Below are 19,702 nucleotides of genomic sequence, written 5' to 3'. Positions count from 1 at the left end.
ACATTGAATTACGAGTTATTTATAGCTAAACGAATTATTGCTGCTAAACAGTATAAAAGTAGTATTTCGTCACCAATAATAAAAATAGCTATTGCTGCCATTGCATTGGGTATAGTTATTATGATGATTTCTATAGCTACTGGCTTAGGATTACAACGTAAGATAAAAGAAAAAATTTCAGGTTTTAATGGACATGTACAAATAGCTAATTACGAAGACAATAATTCGCAAATTACTATTAACCCAGTTTCAACTAAACAAGATTTTTACCCAGAATTCACCTCTGTAGACGGAATTAAAAATGTACAAACCTTTGCTGCTAAGGGTGGTGTAATTAGAACTGAAACAGATTTTGAAGGTGTTATTTTAAAAGGCGTTTCAAAAGACTATGATTGGTCTTTTTTTAAAGACTATTTAGTGGATGGTGAGTTACTAAAGTTTAGCGATGAGATGTCTTTTGAGGTGTTAGTTTCTAAAATCACATCTGACAGGTTAGGGTTTAAAGTTGGTGATAAATTCAATACTTTTTTTGTTAAAAATGATGTAAATAAAGCACCTAATGTGAGAGTGTTTACAATTGCTGGAATCTATAATTCTGGATTTCAAGAATTTGATGAAAACTATATAATTGGTGATATTAGACAAATTCAACGCTTAAATAAATGGAGTAAAGATCAAGTAGGTGGATTTGAAGTTTTATTGGATAATTTTGATCAATTAAAAAATAAGGGGGGCGAAATATATGCAAACATTGGTTCTACTCTAAATGCACAAACCATTAGTGAAAAATACCCAGCAATTTTTGAATGGTTAAGCCTTTTTGATACCAATATTTATGTAATTCTAGGTATTATGATCTTGATCGCTGGTATTAATATGATTACAGCTTTATTGGTACTTATCTTAGAGCGTACACAAATGATAGGAATTCTTAAGGCTTTGGGCAATTCTAATTGGAGCATCCGTAAGATATTTCTGTACAATGCTGCTTATTTAATTGCGGTGGGTTTGTTTTGGGGTAATGTAATAGGTATAGGTATTTTACTAATTCAAAAATATTTTGGCGTAATTAAATTGAACCCTGAAACCTATTATGTAGATCGGGCGCCAGTTTATTTAGATTTTGGATATATATTATTACTCAACATAGGTACACTTGTGCTATGTTTGATAATGCTCTTAATTCCATCTTATATTGTTAGTAAGATTAGTCCTGTTAAAGCAATCAAGTTTGATTAGTTTTTGATAACGCTTGTTTGTCATTCTGACAGAGTGATTTTTAAGAACGACGACGAATCTCTAGGTTTCTCACATGAACTTGAAATGACAGAGCTGTCATTCTGAACGCAATAAAATGAAGTGAAGAATCTCATAAACAGAAGATTCTTCGTTTCACTCAGAATGACAAAAAACAAAATACAAAACCCACAAAATTTCCCTAAATTTGTGCTTCTTAATACCAACACAATAAATAACTCTTAAAACGATAAAAATTCACAGATGAAATACGATATTATAGTCTTAGGAAGCGGTCCGGGCGGATACGTAACTGCTATTAGAGCTTCGCAATTAGGTTTTAAAACCGCTGTTGTAGAAAAAGAAAGCTTAGGAGGTGTTTGCTTAAACTGGGGCTGTATACCTACAAAAGCCTTATTAAAATCTGCTCAGGTTTTCGAATATTTAAAACATGCCGAAGATTACGGATTGTCTGTAAAAGATGCCGATAAAGATTTTGATGCCGTAGTAAAACGTAGTCGTGGTGTTGCTGATGGAATGAGCAAAGGTGTACAGTTTTTATTGAAGAAAAATAAGATCGATGTATTAGAAGGTTTTGGCAAACTAAAGCCAGGGAAGAAGATAGATGTAGAAGGTAAAGAATATAGTGCAGACCATATAATTATTGCTACAGGTGCACGTTCACGCGAATTGCCAAGCTTACCACAAGACGGTAAAAAGGTTATTGGTTATAGAGAAGCGATGGTATTACCAAAGCAACCTAAAAAAATGATTGTAGTAGGTTCTGGTGCTATCGGTGTAGAATTTGCTTATTTCTATAACTCTATGGGTACAGAAGTTACTATTGTAGAGTTTATGCCAAGTGTAGTGCCAGTTGAAGATGCTGATGTTTCTAAACAATTAGAGCGTAGCTTTAAAAAGAACGGAATTAAGATTATGACATCTGCTGAAGTAACTTCTGTAGATACTTCTGGTAAAGGTGTTAAGGCTACGGTAAAGACCAAAAAAGGTGAAGAGATATTAGAAGCTGATGTGGTATTGTCTGCTGTAGGTATTAAAACCAATATCGAAAACATAGGCTTAGAAGATGTAGGTATTGTGGTAGATAGAGATAAGATCTTGGTAAACGATTATTACCAAACCAATATACCAGGTTATTATGCTATTGGAGATGTAACTCCTGGTCAGGCATTGGCACATGTCGCTTCTGCGGAAGGAATTTTATGCGTGGAAAAAATTGCAGGACAGCATGTAGAAGCATTAGACTATGGTAATATACCAGGTTGTACCTATTGTACACCAGAGATTGCTTCTGTAGGATTAACCGAAGCTCAAGCCAAAGAGCAAGGATATGATATTAAAGTAGGAAAGTTCCCGTTCTCAGCATCTGGTAAAGCAAGTGCTTCTGGCGCTAAAGATGGTTTTGTAAAAGTGATTTTTGATGCTAAATATGGTGAATGGTTAGGTTGCCATATGATCGGTGCTGGTGTTACCGATATGATTGCTGAAGCTGTCTTGGGTAGAAAGCTAGAAACTACTGGTCATGAAGTTTTAAAAGCTGTACACCCTCACCCAACCATGAGTGAAGCGGTAATGGAAGCTGTAGCTGATGCTTATGATGAGGTGATACATTTATAGAAGTTATTTACTTGAAATATTATAAAGCCAAAGTTTTTACTTTGGCTTTTTTTTGTGATATGATTTGAGATTTTTTAACTAAATTAAATTTAAGAGTAACACATCCATCTCATCACCATCTCACTTCTATCTCAATAGAAAAACATTGAATTACTATTCATTATTTTTAAATTTTGATGGTATTATTTTTTTTCGTATATTTGTATCTGTAAAGTGTTAAGCATGATTGAACTAGATTTTTTTGACTCATCAAGTAAATATGGCGTTGTAAAAGCAACGGTACATAAAACTGGTAAATTAGGATTTAGCTCGGGCGCAAGTAAGTATATTGGTTTATCTGATATGGAGTATGTAAAAATTGGTCGTAATAAAGGTGATGAAGAAGATGACTGTTTGTATATGACAAAAGCTGACCATTCTGATGATAAAGCATTTAAAATGGTGAAAGCAGGAGAGTATTTTTATGTTTTTATAAAGAATATTTTAAGAGAAATGAATATCGACTATAAAAATGAAAGCATTATTTATGATATTGAAGAAATTATAATTGGTGAAATAAAATATTATAAATTTTGTAGAAGAGAAAGTAAATAAAAAAGGTCAAGTTTTCGTTTAGGAAATTGACTTGACCCTCAGATTTTTCAATCTTTTTTTGACATTACTAAGATAGTATAAAAATCTGAGATTTCAAATTTCCTTGTCGGGTAATATTCCTCACCCGGTGTTCCAAATTTGAGGGGAAATTTAATTTCAGAAACATGAAGAAACCGATAGGCACAACTGCCACAACCGGACAAACATGCCCTGAGAGCGGAGTATGGAAAGTAGTTGGTTCACCAAGTACTACAGCTCCAATTGCAAAAGGTAATAGAATGCCACCGTACAATGGAAAGGCAGTTACCTGGAAGTTAATTGCTCATGCTTAAAAAGGTGTTAAAGAGAGGGGAGAATCCCTCTCTTTTTATTAAAAAAATCAATTTAAAGAATTGTATTTATCTGTATTAAAACCCATAATTAGTAAAAACAAAATAAAACTCAATATAAAAATACCATTTTGTATAAATAGATAGAAAGAAACAGGTATTTCTAGTATCGATAATGTGGCACCAACAAAAACTATTACAGAAGCCAGTATACCCCAAATCGCTAACCACTTTGGTACCAAACTAGTTTTTAATAAGAAATAATATAAGATACTACCACCAATAGAATACAACATTAATATTAAAAAGTGAGCAAAGTAATAAGCCTCATAATGCATAGTTGCCAGCGTTGTAAAATGTTGCGCATCTGTTACAGTATTTACCGCGTATTCTTTACCTACAGTTAATAATGACCAATGAATAATATTACTAATAATTACTATACTAAAGTTTATTAAGCCAATACCAAAGTAGGCTATAGCCAATCGCTGGCTATATTTTTTTACAATAGGATAAAGATAAATAGCAATAAGCACAGCTATGGCGCTGCCTAAAACATCTAGACCAATTGCTAATTTCATTTGATCAGCATTTTCAGTCAACCTATTTAAAAAATCTATGATATTATCTCTTGCACCCGATAATCCTCTTGTTGCTGTGCCCCAAGCCCCGGCAATTACTGTTAATAGAAAAAGTACACCTACAATACGGCCAGTATTTTTGGTAATCTGCATAATAAAAAATTTAAGTTAGTTATGCTTGTTAGTAGCAGATTGATGGTTATCGTTACGGTTTAATAAGCTATTTTGCGAAAACTCTCTTTTTTATCATACCACCTTTGGTGTCTTTTATACTTTGTTTAAAGACAAAGGCATTAGTGTCTATTTTATCAATTTCAGTTTGTAATCGGGCAATCTCTAGGCGAGTAATAATGGTATAGATTATATCTAACTCGCGTTGTTCATCACCATTTTTATTATAACCTCCTTTACCTTTATAAATAGTAACACCGCGTCCCAAGTTTTCGGTGATCATCAACCGTAGTTTTTCACTTTTTTTAGAAATTATGGTTATACCCATATATTCTTCTACTCCTTCTATTACAAAATCTACTGTTTTAGAAGCTGCATAATAGGTAAGCATTGCATATAAGGCTACCTCAACCGATAATACATAAGCACCAACCATAAATATAACAATGTTAAATAGTAAAATGACATCACCAATAGTAAGTCCTGTTTTTTTACTCAAATAAATTGCTAGAACCTCAGTACCGTCAATAACTGCACCGCCCCGAATGGCCAAGCCAATACCAGCCCCTAAAAAGAACCCACCAAAAACAGCGATCAATAATTTATCTGAAGTAATAATAGGGTAAGGCACTAACAGTAATATAACTGCCAAACCCACGATGGCCAAAATACTTTTAATAGCAAAACGATGACCAATATGAAAGTAACCTAGAATGATAAAAGGTAAATTGACGATGATTACTAATAATGACAATGATATAGATGTTGTTTCTGAGATTAATAAAGAAATACCCATAGCACCACCATCTATAAAATTGTTTGGTAGAAGAAATCCTTTTAAACCAAACCCAGCAGCAAAAACACTTAAAATAATAAAGAAAATATCATGAGCTCTGTGCCAGATGCTTACGCGTTGTAACTTAGCCTCTTTCGCTAGTTTTTTTACCGTAGTTTTCGCACCTTCTTTTTTAAATTTTCGTTTAGCTAAGGCTATGCTTATTTTTTGTAGTAATGATTTCATACTTATATACTATTAAATGGTATCGTTACTAATTTACCTGTTTTAAAATAGAAATTTGATATATTGTAGATAGAAATTAAAAGAATATGAAGTTTTTTCAAAAAGAATTTCGATTACCTGCTTTTAGTAGAGGTTATCATTTAATTACTGATTTGGTTTTAGAGCAAGTGTCAGAATTAAATCAAATCAATCAAGGTTTGTTACAAGTATTCATTAAACATACATCGGCTAGCTTAACCATTAATGAAAATGCTGACTCAACAGTTCGACAAGATTTTGAAAGCCATTTAAATGTCATGGTGCCAGAAAATGCACCCTACTACAAACATACTTTTGAAGGTTCAGATGATATGCCAGCGCATATTAAAGCTTCGCTTATGGGAACTTCAGTACAAATACCAATTACCGATGGTCGGTTAAATCTTGGCACATGGCAAGGTATTTATCTATGCGAACATAGAGACAGAGGAGGTTCTAGAAAGTTGGTGCTTACCGCGTTTGGAATATAAAAAAGCCAAAGTTTTTAACTTTGGCTTTTAATATTTTAAAAAGTACTTTTTATTTCTTCTTTAATTTCTACTTGCTTCACTTTACCATATTTTTCGGCAATCGATTTAATATCTGCTGCTTTACCTACTAGAACAAATTGTAAGTTGTTTTTAGGGAAGTAAGTCGAAATAATATCATTTGCTTTTTTAAGGTCTAAACCATCTACATTCTTTTCAAAATTATTAATGAAAGATTCATTAAAATTATACCAAAACATCTGAGTTAGTAAATTTGCTAGTTGGCCAGTTGTTTCATAACGTGGCGGAAATTGTCCTTTTACATAGTTCTTAGCTGAGGTTAAAGCTTTTTGATCAATACCATTTTTATGAAGGTTATTCAATACTTCTAAAGCTTTATCAATAGCAGCCTCAGTTGTTTTTGAAGCTGTAAACGTACTAATCAAAAAAGTACCACCATTTTTTAAGGTACTAAAACGACTTCTGGCACCATAGGTCAATCCAGAATTAACACGTAATTCGTCATTAAGCATTGAAGTAAATCTTCCACCAAAGAGCGTATTTATAACACTAATAGCTACAAAGTCTTCATTATTTCTACTAATTCCAGTAGAACCTATGTAAAAAGTAGTTTCTTTAGCATCATCTTTATTTACCAATAAAACTCTATTCTCTGATGGTTTGTTTATAGATTTAGCTACGTTATTTGCAGCTGAGGCATTACCTTTTTTCCAATCAGAAAATAATTTAGTAATCTCATTCTTCATTTCTTCAGAAGAGAAATCGCCAACGATACTAATTGCAGCATTGTTCGGAATATAATTTGCAGCATGGAATTTTTTAACATCTTCAACCGTTAAAGCTTTTATACTTGCAATTGTACCTGCTGTAATATTACCATATACATGATCTCCATAAATCAGCTTATTAAAGTAAGAACCAATAACCGATCTTGGGCTTTCTTTTTGTTGTTCTAAACCTACCAATAACCTACTTTTCTCTTTATCGAATTCTGTAGCATCGAAAGATGGCTGTATTAAAACTTCTTTAATAATACTTAAAACTTTGCTTCTATCTTTAGCGGCAAACTTAGACGAGATATTAGAAAATTCTTTTGAGGCACTTGTGCTTAAACTTGCACCAATAAAATCTATAGTTTCATCTAATTGTGCTTTTGTATAACTTTTAGTTCCATGTTTTAATGCTGTCGCGGTTAAGTCGGCCAAGCCAGCTTGATCTCCATCATTTACTGCACCTGCGGGAATTATTGTAGAAACATTAATTACTGGTACAGAATGTCGCTCCATTAAATATACTTTTAGTCCATTATCTAAGGTAAAAGTTGAATATTTGGGTAATTTATAACCCTGAGCAGTTACTATTGCTGGAAGTATAGTTAATAATACAATACCTATATATAGTTGTTGTAGTTTTTTCATGACCTATTCGTTTGTATTAGTTTTTAAAACACCAACTGTTCTATTGCTTTTAGAGAAATATTTTTTAGCAACATTTTGTATATCGGCTACAGTAACTTTATTATAGTTTTCTGGGGCATCAAACATTTTTTTATAATCTCCAAAATATACTTCGTAAGTACCTAAATTATTAGACTTGCCATTAATAGTTTCTACTTGACCGTAAAATTCCATTAATTTCTGATTCTTAATTTTTTGAAGCTCATTTTCGGTAATACCTTCATTTTTTATTTTATCCATTTCTTTATAGATAGCGTTTTCTAGATCCTCATGTTTCACACCTTTATTGGTTACCGTATAAATATAGAATAGAGTAGGGTCGAAACTCTCATTATAATCTGAATATATTTGAGTTGCTAATTGTTGTTTATCTATCAATTCTGAATATAATCTAGATGATTGCCCCGAAGTAAGGATAGAACTTAATATACTTAAAGCATAATAATCTTCGCTCTCTGCATCGGGAGTTTTATAACCAATAGTTAAATATGGTGTAGCCACTTCTTTTTGAACTGCAATTCTACGTTCACCAGTTTGAGGAGGTTCCACTATATGTACTTTTGGAGGTGCGGGTTGTGATGGAATTGGTTCAAGATATTTTTCGGCTAGTTCTTTAATTTTTTCATATTTAACAGCTCCAGACATTACTACAATACAATTATTAGGAGCATAATAAGTTTTAAAGTAACGTTCTAGATCTGCTTGAGTCCAGTTTTTCATATCATCTTCATAACCAATTACAGGCCAATGATATGGATGCTCTTGAAACGCAGTAGCTTCAACAGATTGAATGAGCGATCTCCAAGGAGAATTTTCTAAACCAGTACTACGTTCACTTAAGACAACACCTCTTTCACTTTCTACCATTTTCGGATCGATAGCTAAACTAGAAATACGATCGGCTTCTAAATCAAAAATTATTTCTGTTGCCGAGGCAGGAAACCAATTAGTATAGGCTGTGATGTCATTTCTAGTATATGCGTTGTTGGCGCCACCGTGAAATTCCATAGTTTGATCGAATAACTTTGGGCCATATTTTTTGGCGCCGTTAAACATCATGTGCTCAAAAAAGTGCGATAATCCTGTAATACCTTGGTATTCATTTCTACTACCAACTTTATAGAATAAATACATATTTGCATTGGGAATGGTAAAATCTTCAACAACTAAAAACTTCATTCCGTTTTTAAGTGTAAAGGTTTTTACATCATCTGGTTTCATCTGAGAATATCCAACTAGGGAAAAAAACAGAATAATTAGTGTAATTTTTTTCATATTGAAATTGTTAATAAAAAGCTTTTTGTTTTTGTAAAAAATGAGAGTACAAGGTATTGTTTTTGAGGTAAAAATAAAAGCAATTATTTTACCTTTATAATTTCATTAATATTAGTAGTATAGCGTGGTGATAATCGTTCTTGACGCATTTTCCAAGTACGCTCTAAATCTTGACTCCCAAGCTTTATTTTATAATCTTTGTATTTATGATTAAGGCTATCGATAGCAGACATTAGTGGTTTATGTTTCGGGTTTTCTTGACGGAAGATATCTAATTGATGATTATTCGTTGGTACCAATCCGGTAACAATAATACCAGCACGTTTATATTTAATACCTTGTTTAAAAATAGTTTCAATAGCTTTTATTGCCTCGTTACTAATTACTAAAGAAGAATCTGTAGGGAATGGTAAAATAATCCGAGTACTAGTACGATGCTGTTTTAATTGTTTTTTATGACTATCACTACTCAACATAACAATAATCATAAAACAACTAGAACCTTGTTGGCGCAATTTCTCGGCGCAGCTGGCAGCAAATGTAGATACCCGTTCTTTTATATAATTTATATCATCATAAGTGTAATCGAAACTTCGGGTAGTGGCAATGGCACGCTTAGCTTCTCTAAAGTCTAATGGTAATTTAGAAATACCTTCTAAATCTTTTTTCAATTTCCATTCTGTAATAGAGAAATTTTTTCGGATCCATTGATCTGATAATTGGGTAAAATCATATGCTGTTTCACACCCTTTAACTTTTAGACGTTTTTGTAGTCTTCGACCAATACCCCAAACAGCTTCTAGTTTTATCCACTTTAAGGCTTTAATTTTAGATTCTTCAGAATTGATTACATAAACTCCATTAGTTTGATCAGGAAATTTACGAGCAATTTTATTGGCAACTTTACTTAATGCTTTAGTGGGAGCAATTCCTACACAGGTTGGTATGCCTGTCCATTTTAATATTCGTTTCCGGATGTCATTCCCGTAAAGAGTAAAATCATAATTTTCAAATCCTTTAAATTGCAGGAAAGCCTCATCTATACTATAAACTTCTACATCTGGCGTGAACTGTTCTAAAATAGACATTACACGTTCACTCATATCGCCATAGAGCGGATAATTAGATGATAAAACGTTTATATTGTTTGTTTTGCAAAAATTTTCCCATTTAAAAATAGGTGCACCCATTGGTAACTGTAAAGCTTTTGCTTCATCACTACGTGAAATAACACAACCATCATTATTGCTTAAAATAGCAACAGGTTTATTGCGCAAATTCGGATTAAAAACCCGCTCACACGATGCGTAAAAATTATTACAATCTACAAGAGCAAACATGGTATAAAGATACTGGATTTTATATACATTTGCTTTGATGGAGTTGCCAAAAAAACTACATAAAAAGTTAAAAGATCGTCAAGAAAATGATGCCTTTAGAATACTTGGAAATCAGACAAATCTTATTGATTTTTCCTCTAACGATTATTTAGGTTTTGCAAAATCTGAAGTGATATTTGATAAAGTACATCAGTATTTAATTAAGGAGAATATCAAGCAAAATGGAGCAACCGGCTCGCGCTTGCTTACAGGAAATCATAGATTATATGATGAGGTAGAAAAAACACTTTGTGAATTTCACAAAAGTGAATCAGCACTCATTTTTAATTCGGGTTATGATGCAAACATTGGTTTCTTTTCGTCAGTTCCTCAAAAAAGAGATATCATTTTATATGATGAATTTATTCATGCTTCTATTCGCGATGGCATTAAAATGAGCAATGCCAAAGCTTATAAGTTTAAGCACAATGATCTAAATAATCTGGATAAGATGCTAAAACGAGTTCAGGATAATGATAATAGTCAGACTGAGCATGTCGAAGTCTATGTCGTTACAGAATCTATTTTTTCTATGGATGGAGATTCACCCGACTTATCTAAGATGTCACAACTTTGTAATAAGTACAATGCTTATCTTATAGTTGATGAAGCTCATGCCACGGGCGTTGTAGGAAATAATGGAGTAGGGTTAGTTCAAGAATTAGGATTAGAAAAAGATGTTTTTGCTAGACTAATTACATTTGGTAAGGCATTGGGTTGCCATGGCGCTGCCATTCTAAGTAATGAACAATTAAAACAATATTTAGTCAATTTTGCTAGAAGTTTTATCTACACAACTGCTTTATCTCCACATTCACTCGCAACTATAAAAACTACATACGATGTCATGCTGAGCGCAGTCGAAGCATCTAAAGGACTTCACAGTAATATTCAACATTTTAAATCTGAATTTAAAAGGCTGAGACTAGGTTTTATAGAAAGTAATTCTGCCATACATTGTTGTATAATTCCTGGGAATAAAAAAATAAAATCTATTGCTCAAAAATTTAAAGAAAACGGATTTGATGTAAAACCAATTCTCTCACCTACAGTAGCTGAAGGAAAAGAACGTTTGCGCTTTTGTCTACACTCTTATAATTCTAAAAAAGAAATTACAGATGTTTTAGAGAAGCTTGTTACTTTTGTCTAAACTTTTATTATGAATGATAATTACTTTCTTTTAGCATCTTTTAATTATTCGACCGAAGCTCAATTAATAAAATCTAAATTAGAGTCTGAAGGAATAAATCTTATGCTGATGGATGAAACTACTGTAGATGCTGATCCTCTAATTAGTCAGGCTATTGGTGGTGTCAAAATACTAGTACATAAAGATGATGCTGATAAGGCTCTGAATATTTATAATGAAATAAGAGTATATAATAAAGATAAGGAAGGAAAGGATATACATTGTGTAAAATGTAATTCTACTAAAATATTAATTGCACCACCTAATAACAAAAACTTTTTTTACATGTTGTTCCCTTTTTTCGAAAGAAAGAAATATATCTGTAATGAATGTAAAACGATTTTTAGATGAAAAGGTATTTCATTACAGGAATTGGAACTGATGTAGGAAAAACTGTAGCCGCTGCTATAGTTACAGAAGCTTTACAAGCTGATTATTGGAAACCTATTCAAGCTGGAGATTTAGATAATTGCGACACTAAAAAAGTGGAACGATTGGTTTCTAACGATAAGTCAAAATTCCACCTGAACAGTTATGCCTTGAATACACCGATGAGCCCCCATGCTGCTGCTGAAATAGATGAAATTAAAATTGATCTAAAAAAAATAAAAGAACCTACAACCAAGAATCATTTGGTGATCGAAGGAGCAGGTGGTTTATTAGTTCCATTAAATGATAAGCATACCATTTTAGATATTATTAAGTCAGACTATAAAGTAATTGTTGTTTCTCGTCATTATTTAGGGAGTATCAATCATTCACTATTAACCATTAAGACTTTACAAGAAAAAGGATTTGATGTTTCTGTAATTTTTAGTGGAAATGAGCATAAAACCACAGAAGAGATTATTCAGAAAATGACCAAAATAAATGTAATTGGTAGAGTTGATAAAGAACCATATTTTGATCAAAACGTGGTTAAAGAATATGCTGAAAGGTTTAAAAAGAACTTATGAATCTAAAAGAACGAGATAAAAAACATCTTTGGCATCCGCTAACGCAGCATAAGTTAAGCCCAGACCATATTGCAATTACCAAGGCAAAGGGATGTGTTTTGTATGATGAAAATGGTAACGAATATATAGACGGAATTGCGTCTTGGTACACGTGTATGTTCGGACATTGCAATGAATACATTACCAATCGAGTGGCCAGCCAAATGCAAGAATTAGATCATGTTGTTTTTGCAGGTTTTACACATGAACCTGCTATAAAATTATCTGAAGCTCTGATAGATATTTTACCTAATAACCAGCAAAAACTATTTTTTTCAGATAATGGTTCTACATCGGTAGATGTAGCTATTAAAATGGCATTGCAGTATTATTTTAATAACGGTGAAAAACGAAGAAAAATTATTGCTTTAGAAGATGGGTTTCATGGAGATACTTTTGGTGCCATGTCTGTTTCAGGGCTGTCTGTTTATAACGGGCCGTTCGAAGATTTTTTTATTGATGTAGAAAGAATTCCAGTTCCAACTCAGAATAACTTTGACGAGATTAAAAAACAATTCAAACAATTAATTCGTCGTGATAATGTTGCAGCTTTTATTTATGAACCTTTGGTTCAAGGTGCAGCTGCTATGAAAATGTATGATGGTAATTTACTAGATGAATTGCTTGCTATTGCCAAAGAAAATAATGTGCTAGTAATTGCAGATGAGGTAATGACTGGCTTTGGTAAAACGGATAAGAACTTTGCTTCAGAATATCTAATAAATCAGCCAGATTTAATTTGCTTGTCAAAGTCATTAACTGCTGGATTAGTGCCCATGGCTATTACCAGTTGCACACAAAAAGTATATGATGCTTTTTTAAGTGAAGAATTGGTTAAAGGCTTTTTTCATGGGCATACGTATTCTGCTAACCCAATTGCATGCACAGCAGCTTTAGCAGGAATCGAATTATTGCAATCTGAAAAAATTCAAAGTAATATTCAACGAATTATTAAATCGCATCAAGATTTTAATAATACAATAAAAGATCACCCTAAAGTAAAAGAAACACGTCAGTTAGGGGTTATTTATGCTGTAGATTTGAATATAGAAATGGAACGCTATGGTAATCTTAGAAATAAATTATTCGATTTTTTTATGCAAAACGGTGTTTGTTTGCGTCCGCTAGGTAATACCATTTATATTCTACCACCTTTTACCATATCTAACAAAGAATTAGATAAGATTTATAGTGTGATAGAAAAAGTCTTAGATACCTTCTAATCCTTTATCGATTAAGTTTATCGTAATATTTTTTTCTTTAATTTTTACGTATAATTCTTCGAAAGTCCAATCACCATTTTCTTTTTTACCAATAATAGTAACCGACCCTTTTCCTTTATTTCCTTTTATAGGAATTGTAATATTTGCTTCACCAGAGTTGTTGTTTAATGAAATATTTCCTTGCATTATTCCATTGCTTTCAATAGAATCTCCTAAATGCTGAATAACAATAGGATCCTTTGCAGCTTTTTCTAGGGCATATTCGTATGGTTCAGATCCTGTCATCAATTTTGTGACTCCGAAAATGGCAGCACCTACACCGAATATTATTAATAAAATAACGACAAGACATCCACTTACTGGAACTACCCATAACCAATTTCTTGAAAACCAACTCTTTTGTTGAACGTATTCACTCACAATGCTTCTTTTTATAAATATAAGTGTTTTAAGGATGGTTTTTGTTACACAGAAACTTAAATTTGCCACAGTTTATGAATGAACCTATTTCTATAACAGCAATTTCATCTATTTCTCCTTTAGGAGTTTCTTTAGCTGATGCTTGGAAGAATTATCAAAATGATCATCATTTTTTTGCTAAACACAGAGTTCTTAACAAAGAAGTTTTAGTCGCACCATTGTCTGCTTTTGCAAAAGATAGAATAGGAGAATTAAGAAATTCAAATTCAAAATATAATGATCTTGATGATTCGGTTTTATACGCAATCTATGCTTCCAGACAAGCAATAAAACAAGCAGGATGGAAGGCAAAAGATAATTTTGGTATAAACATAGGATCATCTCGAGGAGCTACTACATTATTTGAAAAATATCATGAAGAGTTTTTAAAGGAAAACCAGTCCTCTACATTAAGTTCACCTACAACTACTTTGGGTAATATTTCTTCTTGGGTGGCACACGATCTTCAAACGCAAGGTCCCGAAATATCACATTCAATTACTTGTTCTACGGCGTTACATGCTTTATTAAATGGTGTTGCTTGGATCAATTCTGGTATGACAGATAAGTTTTTGGTAGGTGGTAGCGAGGCACCGTTAACACCATTTACTATTGCTCAGATGAAAGCTCTAAAGATCTATGCGAATTGTCATTCTAAACAAAGTGAAGAACCTTACCCGTGCCAAGCGCTAAACTTAGAAAAGAAAAGAAATACAATGATTCTTGGTGAGGGAGCCTCAATTGCTAGTTTAGAAAAAGGAAAAAAAGAGAATGCTTTGGCTTTTGTTGAGGGTATTGGTTATGCTACAGAGATTTTAAAACACAATGCTTCTTTATCTACTGAAGCTGATTGTTTTCAACGTTCTATGAAAATGGCTTTAGGCAATTTAAATTCAGAAGAGATTGATGTTATTGTTACACACACACCAGGAACAATTAAAGGCGATTTAGCAGAATACAAAGCAATTGAAAAAGTATTTGGTAAAAATACCACTACACTTACAAACAATAAATGGAAATTAGGACATACTTTCGCAACATCTGGTATGTTAAATGTAGAAATGGCTATTTTAATGTTGCAAAATCAACAATTTATAAAAGTTCCATTTATAGATAGTAAAAAACCAAAAAAGATTAATAAAGTTTTGGTAAATGCTGTTGGTTTTGGTGGTAACGCAGTTTCTATAATATTATCAAAAAATTAGCAGCAGATTCCCTATTTTTGAATTTCTAATCTTAACGATTTTATGAGTATTACAAGACACAACTGGACCAAAGAAGAAATCTTAGAAATATATAATAGGCCTTTAATGGAATTACTTTATGAAGCTGCTTCCATTCATAGAAAGCATCATGATCCTAATTCAGTCCAAGTATCTACTTTACTATCAATAAAAACTGGTGGTTGTCCTGAAGATTGTGGTTATTGTCCACAAGCAGCTCGTTATCATACGGATATTGAAGGAAATGATTTAATGACAGTTCCTCAAGTAAAAGCTCAGGCATTACGCGCTAAAGCTTCAGGTAGTTCTAGAGTCTGTATGGGTGCGGCTTGGCGTAATGTAAAAGATGGGCCTGAATTTGATCAGGTATTAGAAATGGTTCGTACAATTAACAAACTTGATATGGAAGTTTGCTGTACGTTGGGAATGGTGACCGAAAATCAAGCACAACGTTTAGCTGAGGCCGGGTTGTATGCCTATAATCATAATTTAGATTCATCTGAAGAATATTATAAAGAGGTAATTTCTACACGTGGTTATGAAGATAGATTAGAAACTATTGATAATGTTCGTAAAACAAATGTTACAGTTTGTAGCGGTGGTATTATTGGTATGGGTGAAAAAGAGGAAGATAGAGCTGGCATGTTAGTGGCTTTGTCAACTTTAAACCCACAGCCAGAATCTGTACCTATCAATGCGTTAGTTGCAGTAGAAGGTACTCCATTAGAAGACCAAGAAACAGTTTCAATTTGGGAAATGATACGTATGGTTGCTACAACACGTATTGTTATGCCAGAAACGCAAGTGCGTTTAAGCGCTGGTAGAACAGATATGAGTAGAGAGGGGCAGACCATGTGTTTCTTTGCAGGTGCCAATTCTATTTTTGCAGGAGATAAGTTACTTACAACGCCGAATCCAGATGTAAATGAGGATATGGAACTGTTTAAACTGTTAGGTTTAAACCCTCAAAAACCATTTATTAAAAAAATGCAGCCAGAAACTGTGGAAGCAGAAAATTCTCAATATGAAGCTTTAGGTGAAAAACCAAAATGGACACGCCCAGAACATAAAATTGATCGTAATGAAGAAGCTAAATTAAGAGCAAAGGAATTACTAAAGTAACTTAAATGGCACAGGATAAAAGACTTGAAAGAGTATTACAAATAATTGAAAATGATGGGCTCATTTGCATGAGTAAAGATACTGATCAGCAATTGAAAAAAGATATAATAAGGGCTGAGAATCTAAATTATATAAGGAAAAAAGGTAGAACAGGATATTGTTATGGATTTACTGAAAAAGGCCAGAAATTAGTTGATTCAGAATATAATTTTACAATAATTGAAGAACCTGCTTCAATAAAAATATCCGAGTCTAATATTCATATTGGTGATAATAAAGGTAATTATAACCAAAAAATAATTAAACCTAAAAAAGAAAAAGAAGAAAGAAACCTTAAAGAAATAATAATAGGTATTATTATTACAGTTATTGGTGGTATAATTCTATTCTTTATTCTTGATTATTTAGGTTAATTATTACATCTTAATCTTTGAAATTTTATCATGGTATTTAACAACCAACCCCAAAGCAGCTGAGCCATACCAAGGGTGTAATTCCATTACTAAGCTACCAGCTTTTATGGCTGGGTCAGTTTCTGTTAATTTTTTAGCTTCTTCTACAGATTCAACATTAAAAATATAGATACCACGTAGTTCTCCATTGTCAAGAAAAGGTCCAGCAATAGCTAGTTTTCCTTCTTTTGCTAAACGTCCAATGTTTTCCATATGAGCAGCTTGTAATTTAGCAGCCTCATCTTTGTCTGTTGGTCTATTAGGTCCTTTCTTTAAAAAGGCCATTACATATTTACGCATGCCATAATCATCTGCACCCATTTCTTTCGCAAGCGATGCATTAAAGCCATCATTTGATACTGGAGTTGGTTTCTCTTGAGCAAAAGAATTAATAGAGAATAAAGAAAATAGGCAAAAAACAAGTAATATTTTTTTCATGATCTGTAAGTTTATACACAAATATAAAGTTTTTCACTTTTTAGAATGTTAAAGAAAAAATAAAACCTGAATCTTATGGTAGATAGATTATAGCGTTTTATGTTTTAGAGAAGCTTCTACAAAGGCTACAAATAGCGGATGCGGGTTCAACACAGTACTTTTATATTCAGGATGATATTGTACACCTACAAACCAAGGATGTTTTGGTAATTCTACAATCTCTACAAGACCTGTTTTCGGGTTTACACCAGTAATTTTCATTCCAGCTTTGGTAAGCTGTTCGAGGTAATCATTATTGAATTCGTAACGATGTCTATGGCGTTCACTAATCATATCTACACCATATGCATCATAAACTTTTGAGTCTTTGTCTAATTTGCAATTCCAAGCACCTAAACGCATAGTACCACCCATATTGGTAATGGTCTTTTGTTCTTCCATAAGATCAATAACAGGACGCTTAGTTTTTTCTACCATTTCTGTAGAATTTGCATCTTTTAGATTCAATTCATTTCTGGCAAATTCTATAACGGCCATTTGCATACCTAAACAAATACCTAAGAAAGGAATATTATGTTCTCTAATATATTTTATAGCATCAATCTTTCCTTCAACACCGCGCTCACCAAAACCTGGAGCTACTAAAACTCCGTCTAGGTTTTTAAGTTGATCTACTTTTAAATTTTCAGAATGCATCCAATGCAAATTAACTTTTACTTCATTTGCTGCACCAGCATGAATAAAAGCTTCAGAAATTGATTTATAGGCATCTTGCAATTCTACATATTTACCAACCAGTCCTATTTCAACAGTATGTTTTGGGTTTTTATGTCTTCTAAGAAAATCATTCCATTTATGTAATACAGGCTTATCGTCTGAAGATAGCTGTAGTTTTTTAAGAACAGCAGTATCTAAACCTTCAGAGTACATCATATTAGGTACATCGTAAATGGTTTCCGCGTCAAGCGATTGAATTACATCTTCTTGCTTTACATTGCAGAATAAAGCTAATTTTCTTCTAATATCATCGGAAATTTCATGCTCAGTTCTACATACTAATATATTTGGACTCACACCGCTCTGCATCAGCATTTTAACAGAATGTTGTGTAGGCTTGGTTTTTAATTCTCCCGCAGCAGCTAAATAAGGCACCAAAGTTAAATGAATAACAATGGCATTGTCATCACCCAACTCCCATAATAATTGTCTAACAGATTCTACATAAGGCAACGATTCAATATCGCCAACAGTTCCACCAATTTCTGTAATTACGATATCATATTCGCCAGTATTACCAATAAGTTGCACCCTACGTTTTATTTCGTCAGTTATATGAGGGATAACTTGAACAGTTTTGCCTAGATAATCACCTTTACGTTCTTTGTCTATAACTGTTTGGTAGATTCTACCAGTTGTAACATTATTAGCTTGAGAAGTAGGAATGTTCAAAAATCGTTCATAATGGCCTAAGTCTAGATCGGTTTCTGCGCCATCATCCGTTACAAAACACTCTCCATGCTCATAAGGGTTCAAAGTGCCAGGATCAATATTAATATAAGGATCTAACTTTTGAATGGTAACTGAATAGCCTCGTTCTTGTAATAATTTAGCTAAAGAAGCAGCTATAATACCCTTACCGAGTGATGAAGTTACGCCTCCGGTAACGAAAACGTATTTAGTGTTTTTCATTGCTATTAGGTTTTGCCAAAAGTACGAAGTCTAAAAATTCTGACAAATAAAAAAAAGAGGAAAAAATTTTCTCTTTTTAAGCTTGGCTTTGTGTAACTATTTATTGTTTTTGTAAAGTCATATCTATAGTAGCATCTACCAAAATGGTAGTGCCATTATATGGAACGGGAACTTCTTCTAGGGTTCTTAATTTTAAAATAGAACCGCTAAATTCTCTAATATCAAATGTTTGAGAGCCAACGTTATCTGTGATAATAAATTCTCCATTATTATTTAATGACCAAGTTCCATTACCTACTAAAACGTCTAAATTAAAAGGAATATCTTGTGTTACAACGCTACCTGGTACATCTACAATTACCTCAATAACAAAATTACCTGAAGCAGTAATATTATTTGGTTGTTCAGTAAGAACAATTTTTGCATTTAGATCTTTACCGTTACCTTTTACAGGGATACCAATTGGGATACCTGAAATATTAGCAGTCCCGTCAATACTTAATTCAGTTAAATCCCATGTTCCTACTAGATCACTCTGAACAGGTTGCTCATTTGGTGAATCATCACTTGTACTACAGGAAATGAATAAGATGGATGTACAAATTATTATTAAGGCTTTTAAAACTTTCATTTTTATATTTTAAGTATTTAAGTAATAACGCAAAAAACGTCAAATATTATATTTTAAAAGCTTGTAAATATTC

21 protein-coding genes are annotated in these 19,702 nt (G+C 32.7%); 12 read left to right on the top strand and 9 right to left on the bottom strand.

The annotated features are described in order from the left end of the window. Positions 1-3: 3 nt before the first annotated feature. The 4 genes from AC3IF2_RS08540 to AC3IF2_RS08525 all read left to right on the top strand — a co-directional run bounded on the left by AC3IF2_RS08540 (position 4) and on the right by AC3IF2_RS08525 (position 3,800). Positions 4-1,239, top strand: a complete 1,236-nt coding sequence (locus AC3IF2_RS08540) for an ABC transporter permease (protein WP_489166645.1) — start codon at positions 4-6, stop codon at positions 1,237-1,239. A gap of 261 nt (positions 1,240-1,500) precedes the next feature. After that, positions 1,501-2,874 carry a dihydrolipoyl dehydrogenase gene (gene lpdA, locus AC3IF2_RS08535; protein ID WP_489166644.1) on the top strand — a complete coding sequence of 458 codons (1,374 nt, stop codon included), beginning with the start codon at positions 1,501-1,503 and terminating at the stop codon, positions 2,872-2,874. A gap of 222 nt (positions 2,875-3,096) precedes the next feature. Then, positions 3,097-3,468: a hypothetical protein gene (locus AC3IF2_RS08530; RefSeq protein ID WP_489166643.1), complete on the top strand. Its 372-nt coding sequence runs from the start codon at positions 3,097-3,099 to the stop codon at positions 3,466-3,468. A 164-nt stretch (positions 3,469-3,632) separates the two neighbouring features. Next, positions 3,633-3,800, top strand: coding sequence for a hypothetical protein (locus AC3IF2_RS08525; protein ID WP_489166642.1), 168 nt, complete (start codon positions 3,633-3,635; stop codon positions 3,798-3,800). 47 nt (positions 3,801-3,847) lie between these two features. Here the strand turns inward: AC3IF2_RS08525 and AC3IF2_RS08520 are convergent, their stop codons facing one another. Both AC3IF2_RS08520 and AC3IF2_RS08515 read right to left on the bottom strand, forming a co-directional pair. Further along, on the bottom strand, positions 3,848-4,531 hold the full coding sequence (locus AC3IF2_RS08520) for a DUF4386 domain-containing protein (protein ID WP_489166641.1): 684 nt from the start codon (positions 4,529-4,531) through the stop codon (positions 3,848-3,850). Between the two features lie 67 nt (positions 4,532-4,598). After that, entirely contained in the window at positions 4,599-5,570 is a 972-nt protein-coding gene (locus AC3IF2_RS08515) for a YitT family protein (protein WP_489166640.1), read from the bottom strand. 86 nt (positions 5,571-5,656) lie between these two features. On the opposite strand from AC3IF2_RS08515, the gene AC3IF2_RS08510 reads away from it, so the two are divergent. Further along, the gene (locus tag AC3IF2_RS08510) at positions 5,657-6,079 is read left to right on the top strand and encodes a secondary thiamine-phosphate synthase enzyme YjbQ (RefSeq protein ID WP_489166639.1); all 423 of its coding nucleotides are present in this window, start codon (positions 5,657-5,659) and stop codon (positions 6,077-6,079) included. Positions 6,080-6,114: 35 nt separating this feature from the next. Here the strand turns inward: AC3IF2_RS08510 and AC3IF2_RS08505 are convergent, their stop codons facing one another. The 3 genes from AC3IF2_RS08505 to AC3IF2_RS08495 form a co-directional block, all read right to left on the bottom strand. Next, on the bottom strand, positions 6,115-7,515 hold the full coding sequence (locus AC3IF2_RS08505) for a M16 family metallopeptidase (RefSeq protein WP_489166638.1): 1,401 nt from the start codon (positions 7,513-7,515) through the stop codon (positions 6,115-6,117). A gap of 3 nt (positions 7,516-7,518) precedes the next feature. Further along, positions 7,519-8,829 carry a M16 family metallopeptidase gene (locus tag AC3IF2_RS08500; protein WP_489166637.1) on the bottom strand — a complete coding sequence of 437 codons (1,311 nt, stop codon included), beginning with the start codon at positions 8,827-8,829 and terminating at the stop codon, positions 7,519-7,521. Between the two features lie 83 nt (positions 8,830-8,912). Then, positions 8,913-10,169 carry a Y-family DNA polymerase gene (locus AC3IF2_RS08495; protein ID WP_489166636.1) on the bottom strand — a complete coding sequence of 419 codons (1,257 nt, stop codon included), beginning with the start codon at positions 10,167-10,169 and terminating at the stop codon, positions 8,913-8,915. 37 nt (positions 10,170-10,206) lie between these two features. Between AC3IF2_RS08495 and AC3IF2_RS08490 the strand changes: the two genes are divergently transcribed. From AC3IF2_RS08490 to bioA, 4 genes are read left to right on the top strand one after another with little or no spacing between them, the layout of a single operon-like run. Next, positions 10,207-11,358 carry an aminotransferase class I/II-fold pyridoxal phosphate-dependent enzyme gene (locus AC3IF2_RS08490; protein ID WP_489166635.1) on the top strand — a complete coding sequence of 384 codons (1,152 nt, stop codon included), beginning with the start codon at positions 10,207-10,209 and terminating at the stop codon, positions 11,356-11,358. 9 nt (positions 11,359-11,367) lie between these two features. Further along, the gene (locus tag AC3IF2_RS08485; protein WP_489166634.1) at positions 11,368-11,748 is read left to right on the top strand and encodes a putative signal transducing protein; all 381 of its coding nucleotides are present in this window, start codon (positions 11,368-11,370) and stop codon (positions 11,746-11,748) included. Further along, a complete protein-coding gene (bioD, locus tag AC3IF2_RS08480) occupies positions 11,745-12,353 on the top strand; it encodes a dethiobiotin synthase (protein ID WP_489166633.1) in 609 nt (202 codons plus the stop codon). Before AC3IF2_RS08485 ends, bioD begins: the two co-directional genes overlap by 4 nt. Beyond that, positions 12,350-13,615, top strand: coding sequence for an adenosylmethionine--8-amino-7-oxononanoate transaminase (gene bioA, locus AC3IF2_RS08475; protein ID WP_489166632.1), 1,266 nt, complete (start codon positions 12,350-12,352; stop codon positions 13,613-13,615). Before bioD ends, bioA begins: the two co-directional genes overlap by 4 nt. On the opposite strand, the gene AC3IF2_RS08470 is transcribed toward bioA, so the two are convergent. After that, positions 13,601-14,035: a cytochrome c oxidase assembly factor Coa1 family protein gene (locus AC3IF2_RS08470; protein ID WP_489166631.1), complete on the bottom strand. Its 435-nt coding sequence runs from the start codon at positions 14,033-14,035 to the stop codon at positions 13,601-13,603. The two genes, bioA and AC3IF2_RS08470, sit on opposite strands and share 15 nt — an antisense overlap. Positions 14,036-14,109: 74 nt before the next feature. Here AC3IF2_RS08470 and AC3IF2_RS08465 point away from each other — a divergent pair, with 74 nt between their 5' ends. Genes AC3IF2_RS08465 through AC3IF2_RS08455 form a run of 3 tightly spaced genes read left to right on the top strand, consistent with a single transcriptional unit; the run spans position 14,110 to position 16,832 of the window. Beyond that, positions 14,110-15,279 carry a beta-ketoacyl synthase N-terminal-like domain-containing protein gene (locus AC3IF2_RS08465; RefSeq protein ID WP_489166630.1) on the top strand — a complete coding sequence of 390 codons (1,170 nt, stop codon included), beginning with the start codon at positions 14,110-14,112 and terminating at the stop codon, positions 15,277-15,279. Between the two features lie 42 nt (positions 15,280-15,321). Beyond that, positions 15,322-16,419: a biotin synthase BioB gene (bioB, locus tag AC3IF2_RS08460; protein WP_489166629.1), complete on the top strand. Its 1,098-nt coding sequence runs from the start codon at positions 15,322-15,324 to the stop codon at positions 16,417-16,419. Positions 16,420-16,424: 5 nt separating this feature from the next. Continuing rightward, on the top strand, positions 16,425-16,832 hold the full coding sequence (locus AC3IF2_RS08455) for a hypothetical protein (protein WP_489166628.1): 408 nt from the start codon (positions 16,425-16,427) through the stop codon (positions 16,830-16,832). A 3-nt stretch (positions 16,833-16,835) separates the two neighbouring features. Here AC3IF2_RS08455 and AC3IF2_RS08450 read toward each other — a convergent pair whose 3' ends face one another. The 3 genes from AC3IF2_RS08450 to AC3IF2_RS08440 all read right to left on the bottom strand — a co-directional run bounded on the left by AC3IF2_RS08450 (position 16,836) and on the right by AC3IF2_RS08440 (position 19,629). Continuing rightward, positions 16,836-17,309, bottom strand: coding sequence for a YciI family protein (locus AC3IF2_RS08450; protein ID WP_489166627.1), 474 nt, complete (start codon positions 17,307-17,309; stop codon positions 16,836-16,838). 87 nt (positions 17,310-17,396) lie between these two features. After that, complete coding sequence (gene pyrG / locus AC3IF2_RS08445; protein WP_489166626.1) at positions 17,397-18,998, bottom strand: CTP synthase; 1,602 nt, start codon at positions 18,996-18,998, stop codon at positions 17,397-17,399. 100 nt (positions 18,999-19,098) lie between these two features. Then, positions 19,099-19,629: a hypothetical protein gene (locus tag AC3IF2_RS08440; protein WP_489166625.1), complete on the bottom strand. Its 531-nt coding sequence runs from the start codon at positions 19,627-19,629 to the stop codon at positions 19,099-19,101. Positions 19,630-19,702: the final 73 nt, after the last annotated feature.

This window comes from Maritimimonas rapanae, from assembly GCF_057837205.1.
This window is presented reverse-complemented; position numbering and strand designations above follow the sequence as displayed.

Coding starts and splice junctions, on each gene's coding strand:
- lpdA (WP_489166644.1), top strand. CDS start 1,501: ATGAAATACGATATTATAGTCTTAGGAAGCGGTCCGGGCGGATACGTA.
- AC3IF2_RS08530 (WP_489166643.1), top strand. CDS start 3,097: ATGATTGAACTAGATTTTTTTGACTCATCAAGTAAATATGGCGTTGTA.
- AC3IF2_RS08525 (WP_489166642.1), top strand. CDS start 3,633: ATGAAGAAACCGATAGGCACAACTGCCACAACCGGACAAACATGCCCT.
- AC3IF2_RS08520 (WP_489166641.1), bottom strand. CDS start 4,531: ATGCAGATTACCAAAAATACTGGCCGTATTGTAGGTGTACTTTTTCTA.
- AC3IF2_RS08515 (WP_489166640.1), bottom strand. CDS start 5,570: ATGAAATCATTACTACAAAAAATAAGCATAGCCTTAGCTAAACGAAAA.
- AC3IF2_RS08510 (WP_489166639.1), top strand. CDS start 5,657: ATGAAGTTTTTTCAAAAAGAATTTCGATTACCTGCTTTTAGTAGAGGT.
- AC3IF2_RS08505 (WP_489166638.1), bottom strand. CDS start 7,515: ATGAAAAAACTACAACAACTATATATAGGTATTGTATTATTAACTATA.
- AC3IF2_RS08500 (WP_489166637.1), bottom strand. CDS start 8,829: ATGAAAAAAATTACACTAATTATTCTGTTTTTTTCCCTAGTTGGATAT.
- AC3IF2_RS08495 (WP_489166636.1), bottom strand. CDS start 10,169: ATGTTTGCTCTTGTAGATTGTAATAATTTTTACGCATCGTGTGAGCGG.
- AC3IF2_RS08490 (WP_489166635.1), top strand. CDS start 10,207: ATGGAGTTGCCAAAAAAACTACATAAAAAGTTAAAAGATCGTCAAGAA.
- AC3IF2_RS08485 (WP_489166634.1), top strand. CDS start 11,368: ATGAATGATAATTACTTTCTTTTAGCATCTTTTAATTATTCGACCGAA.
- bioD (WP_489166633.1), top strand. CDS start 11,745: ATGAAAAGGTATTTCATTACAGGAATTGGAACTGATGTAGGAAAAACT.
- bioA (WP_489166632.1), top strand. CDS start 12,350: ATGAATCTAAAAGAACGAGATAAAAAACATCTTTGGCATCCGCTAACG.
- AC3IF2_RS08465 (WP_489166630.1), top strand. CDS start 14,110: ATGAATGAACCTATTTCTATAACAGCAATTTCATCTATTTCTCCTTTA.
- bioB (WP_489166629.1), top strand. CDS start 15,322: ATGAGTATTACAAGACACAACTGGACCAAAGAAGAAATCTTAGAAATA.
- AC3IF2_RS08455 (WP_489166628.1), top strand. CDS start 16,425: ATGGCACAGGATAAAAGACTTGAAAGAGTATTACAAATAATTGAAAAT.
- AC3IF2_RS08450 (WP_489166627.1), bottom strand. CDS start 17,309: ATGAAAAAAATATTACTTGTTTTTTGCCTATTTTCTTTATTCTCTATT.
- pyrG (WP_489166626.1), bottom strand. CDS start 18,998: ATGAAAAACACTAAATACGTTTTCGTTACCGGAGGCGTAACTTCATCA.
- AC3IF2_RS08440 (WP_489166625.1), bottom strand. CDS start 19,629: ATGAAAGTTTTAAAAGCCTTAATAATAATTTGTACATCCATCTTATTC.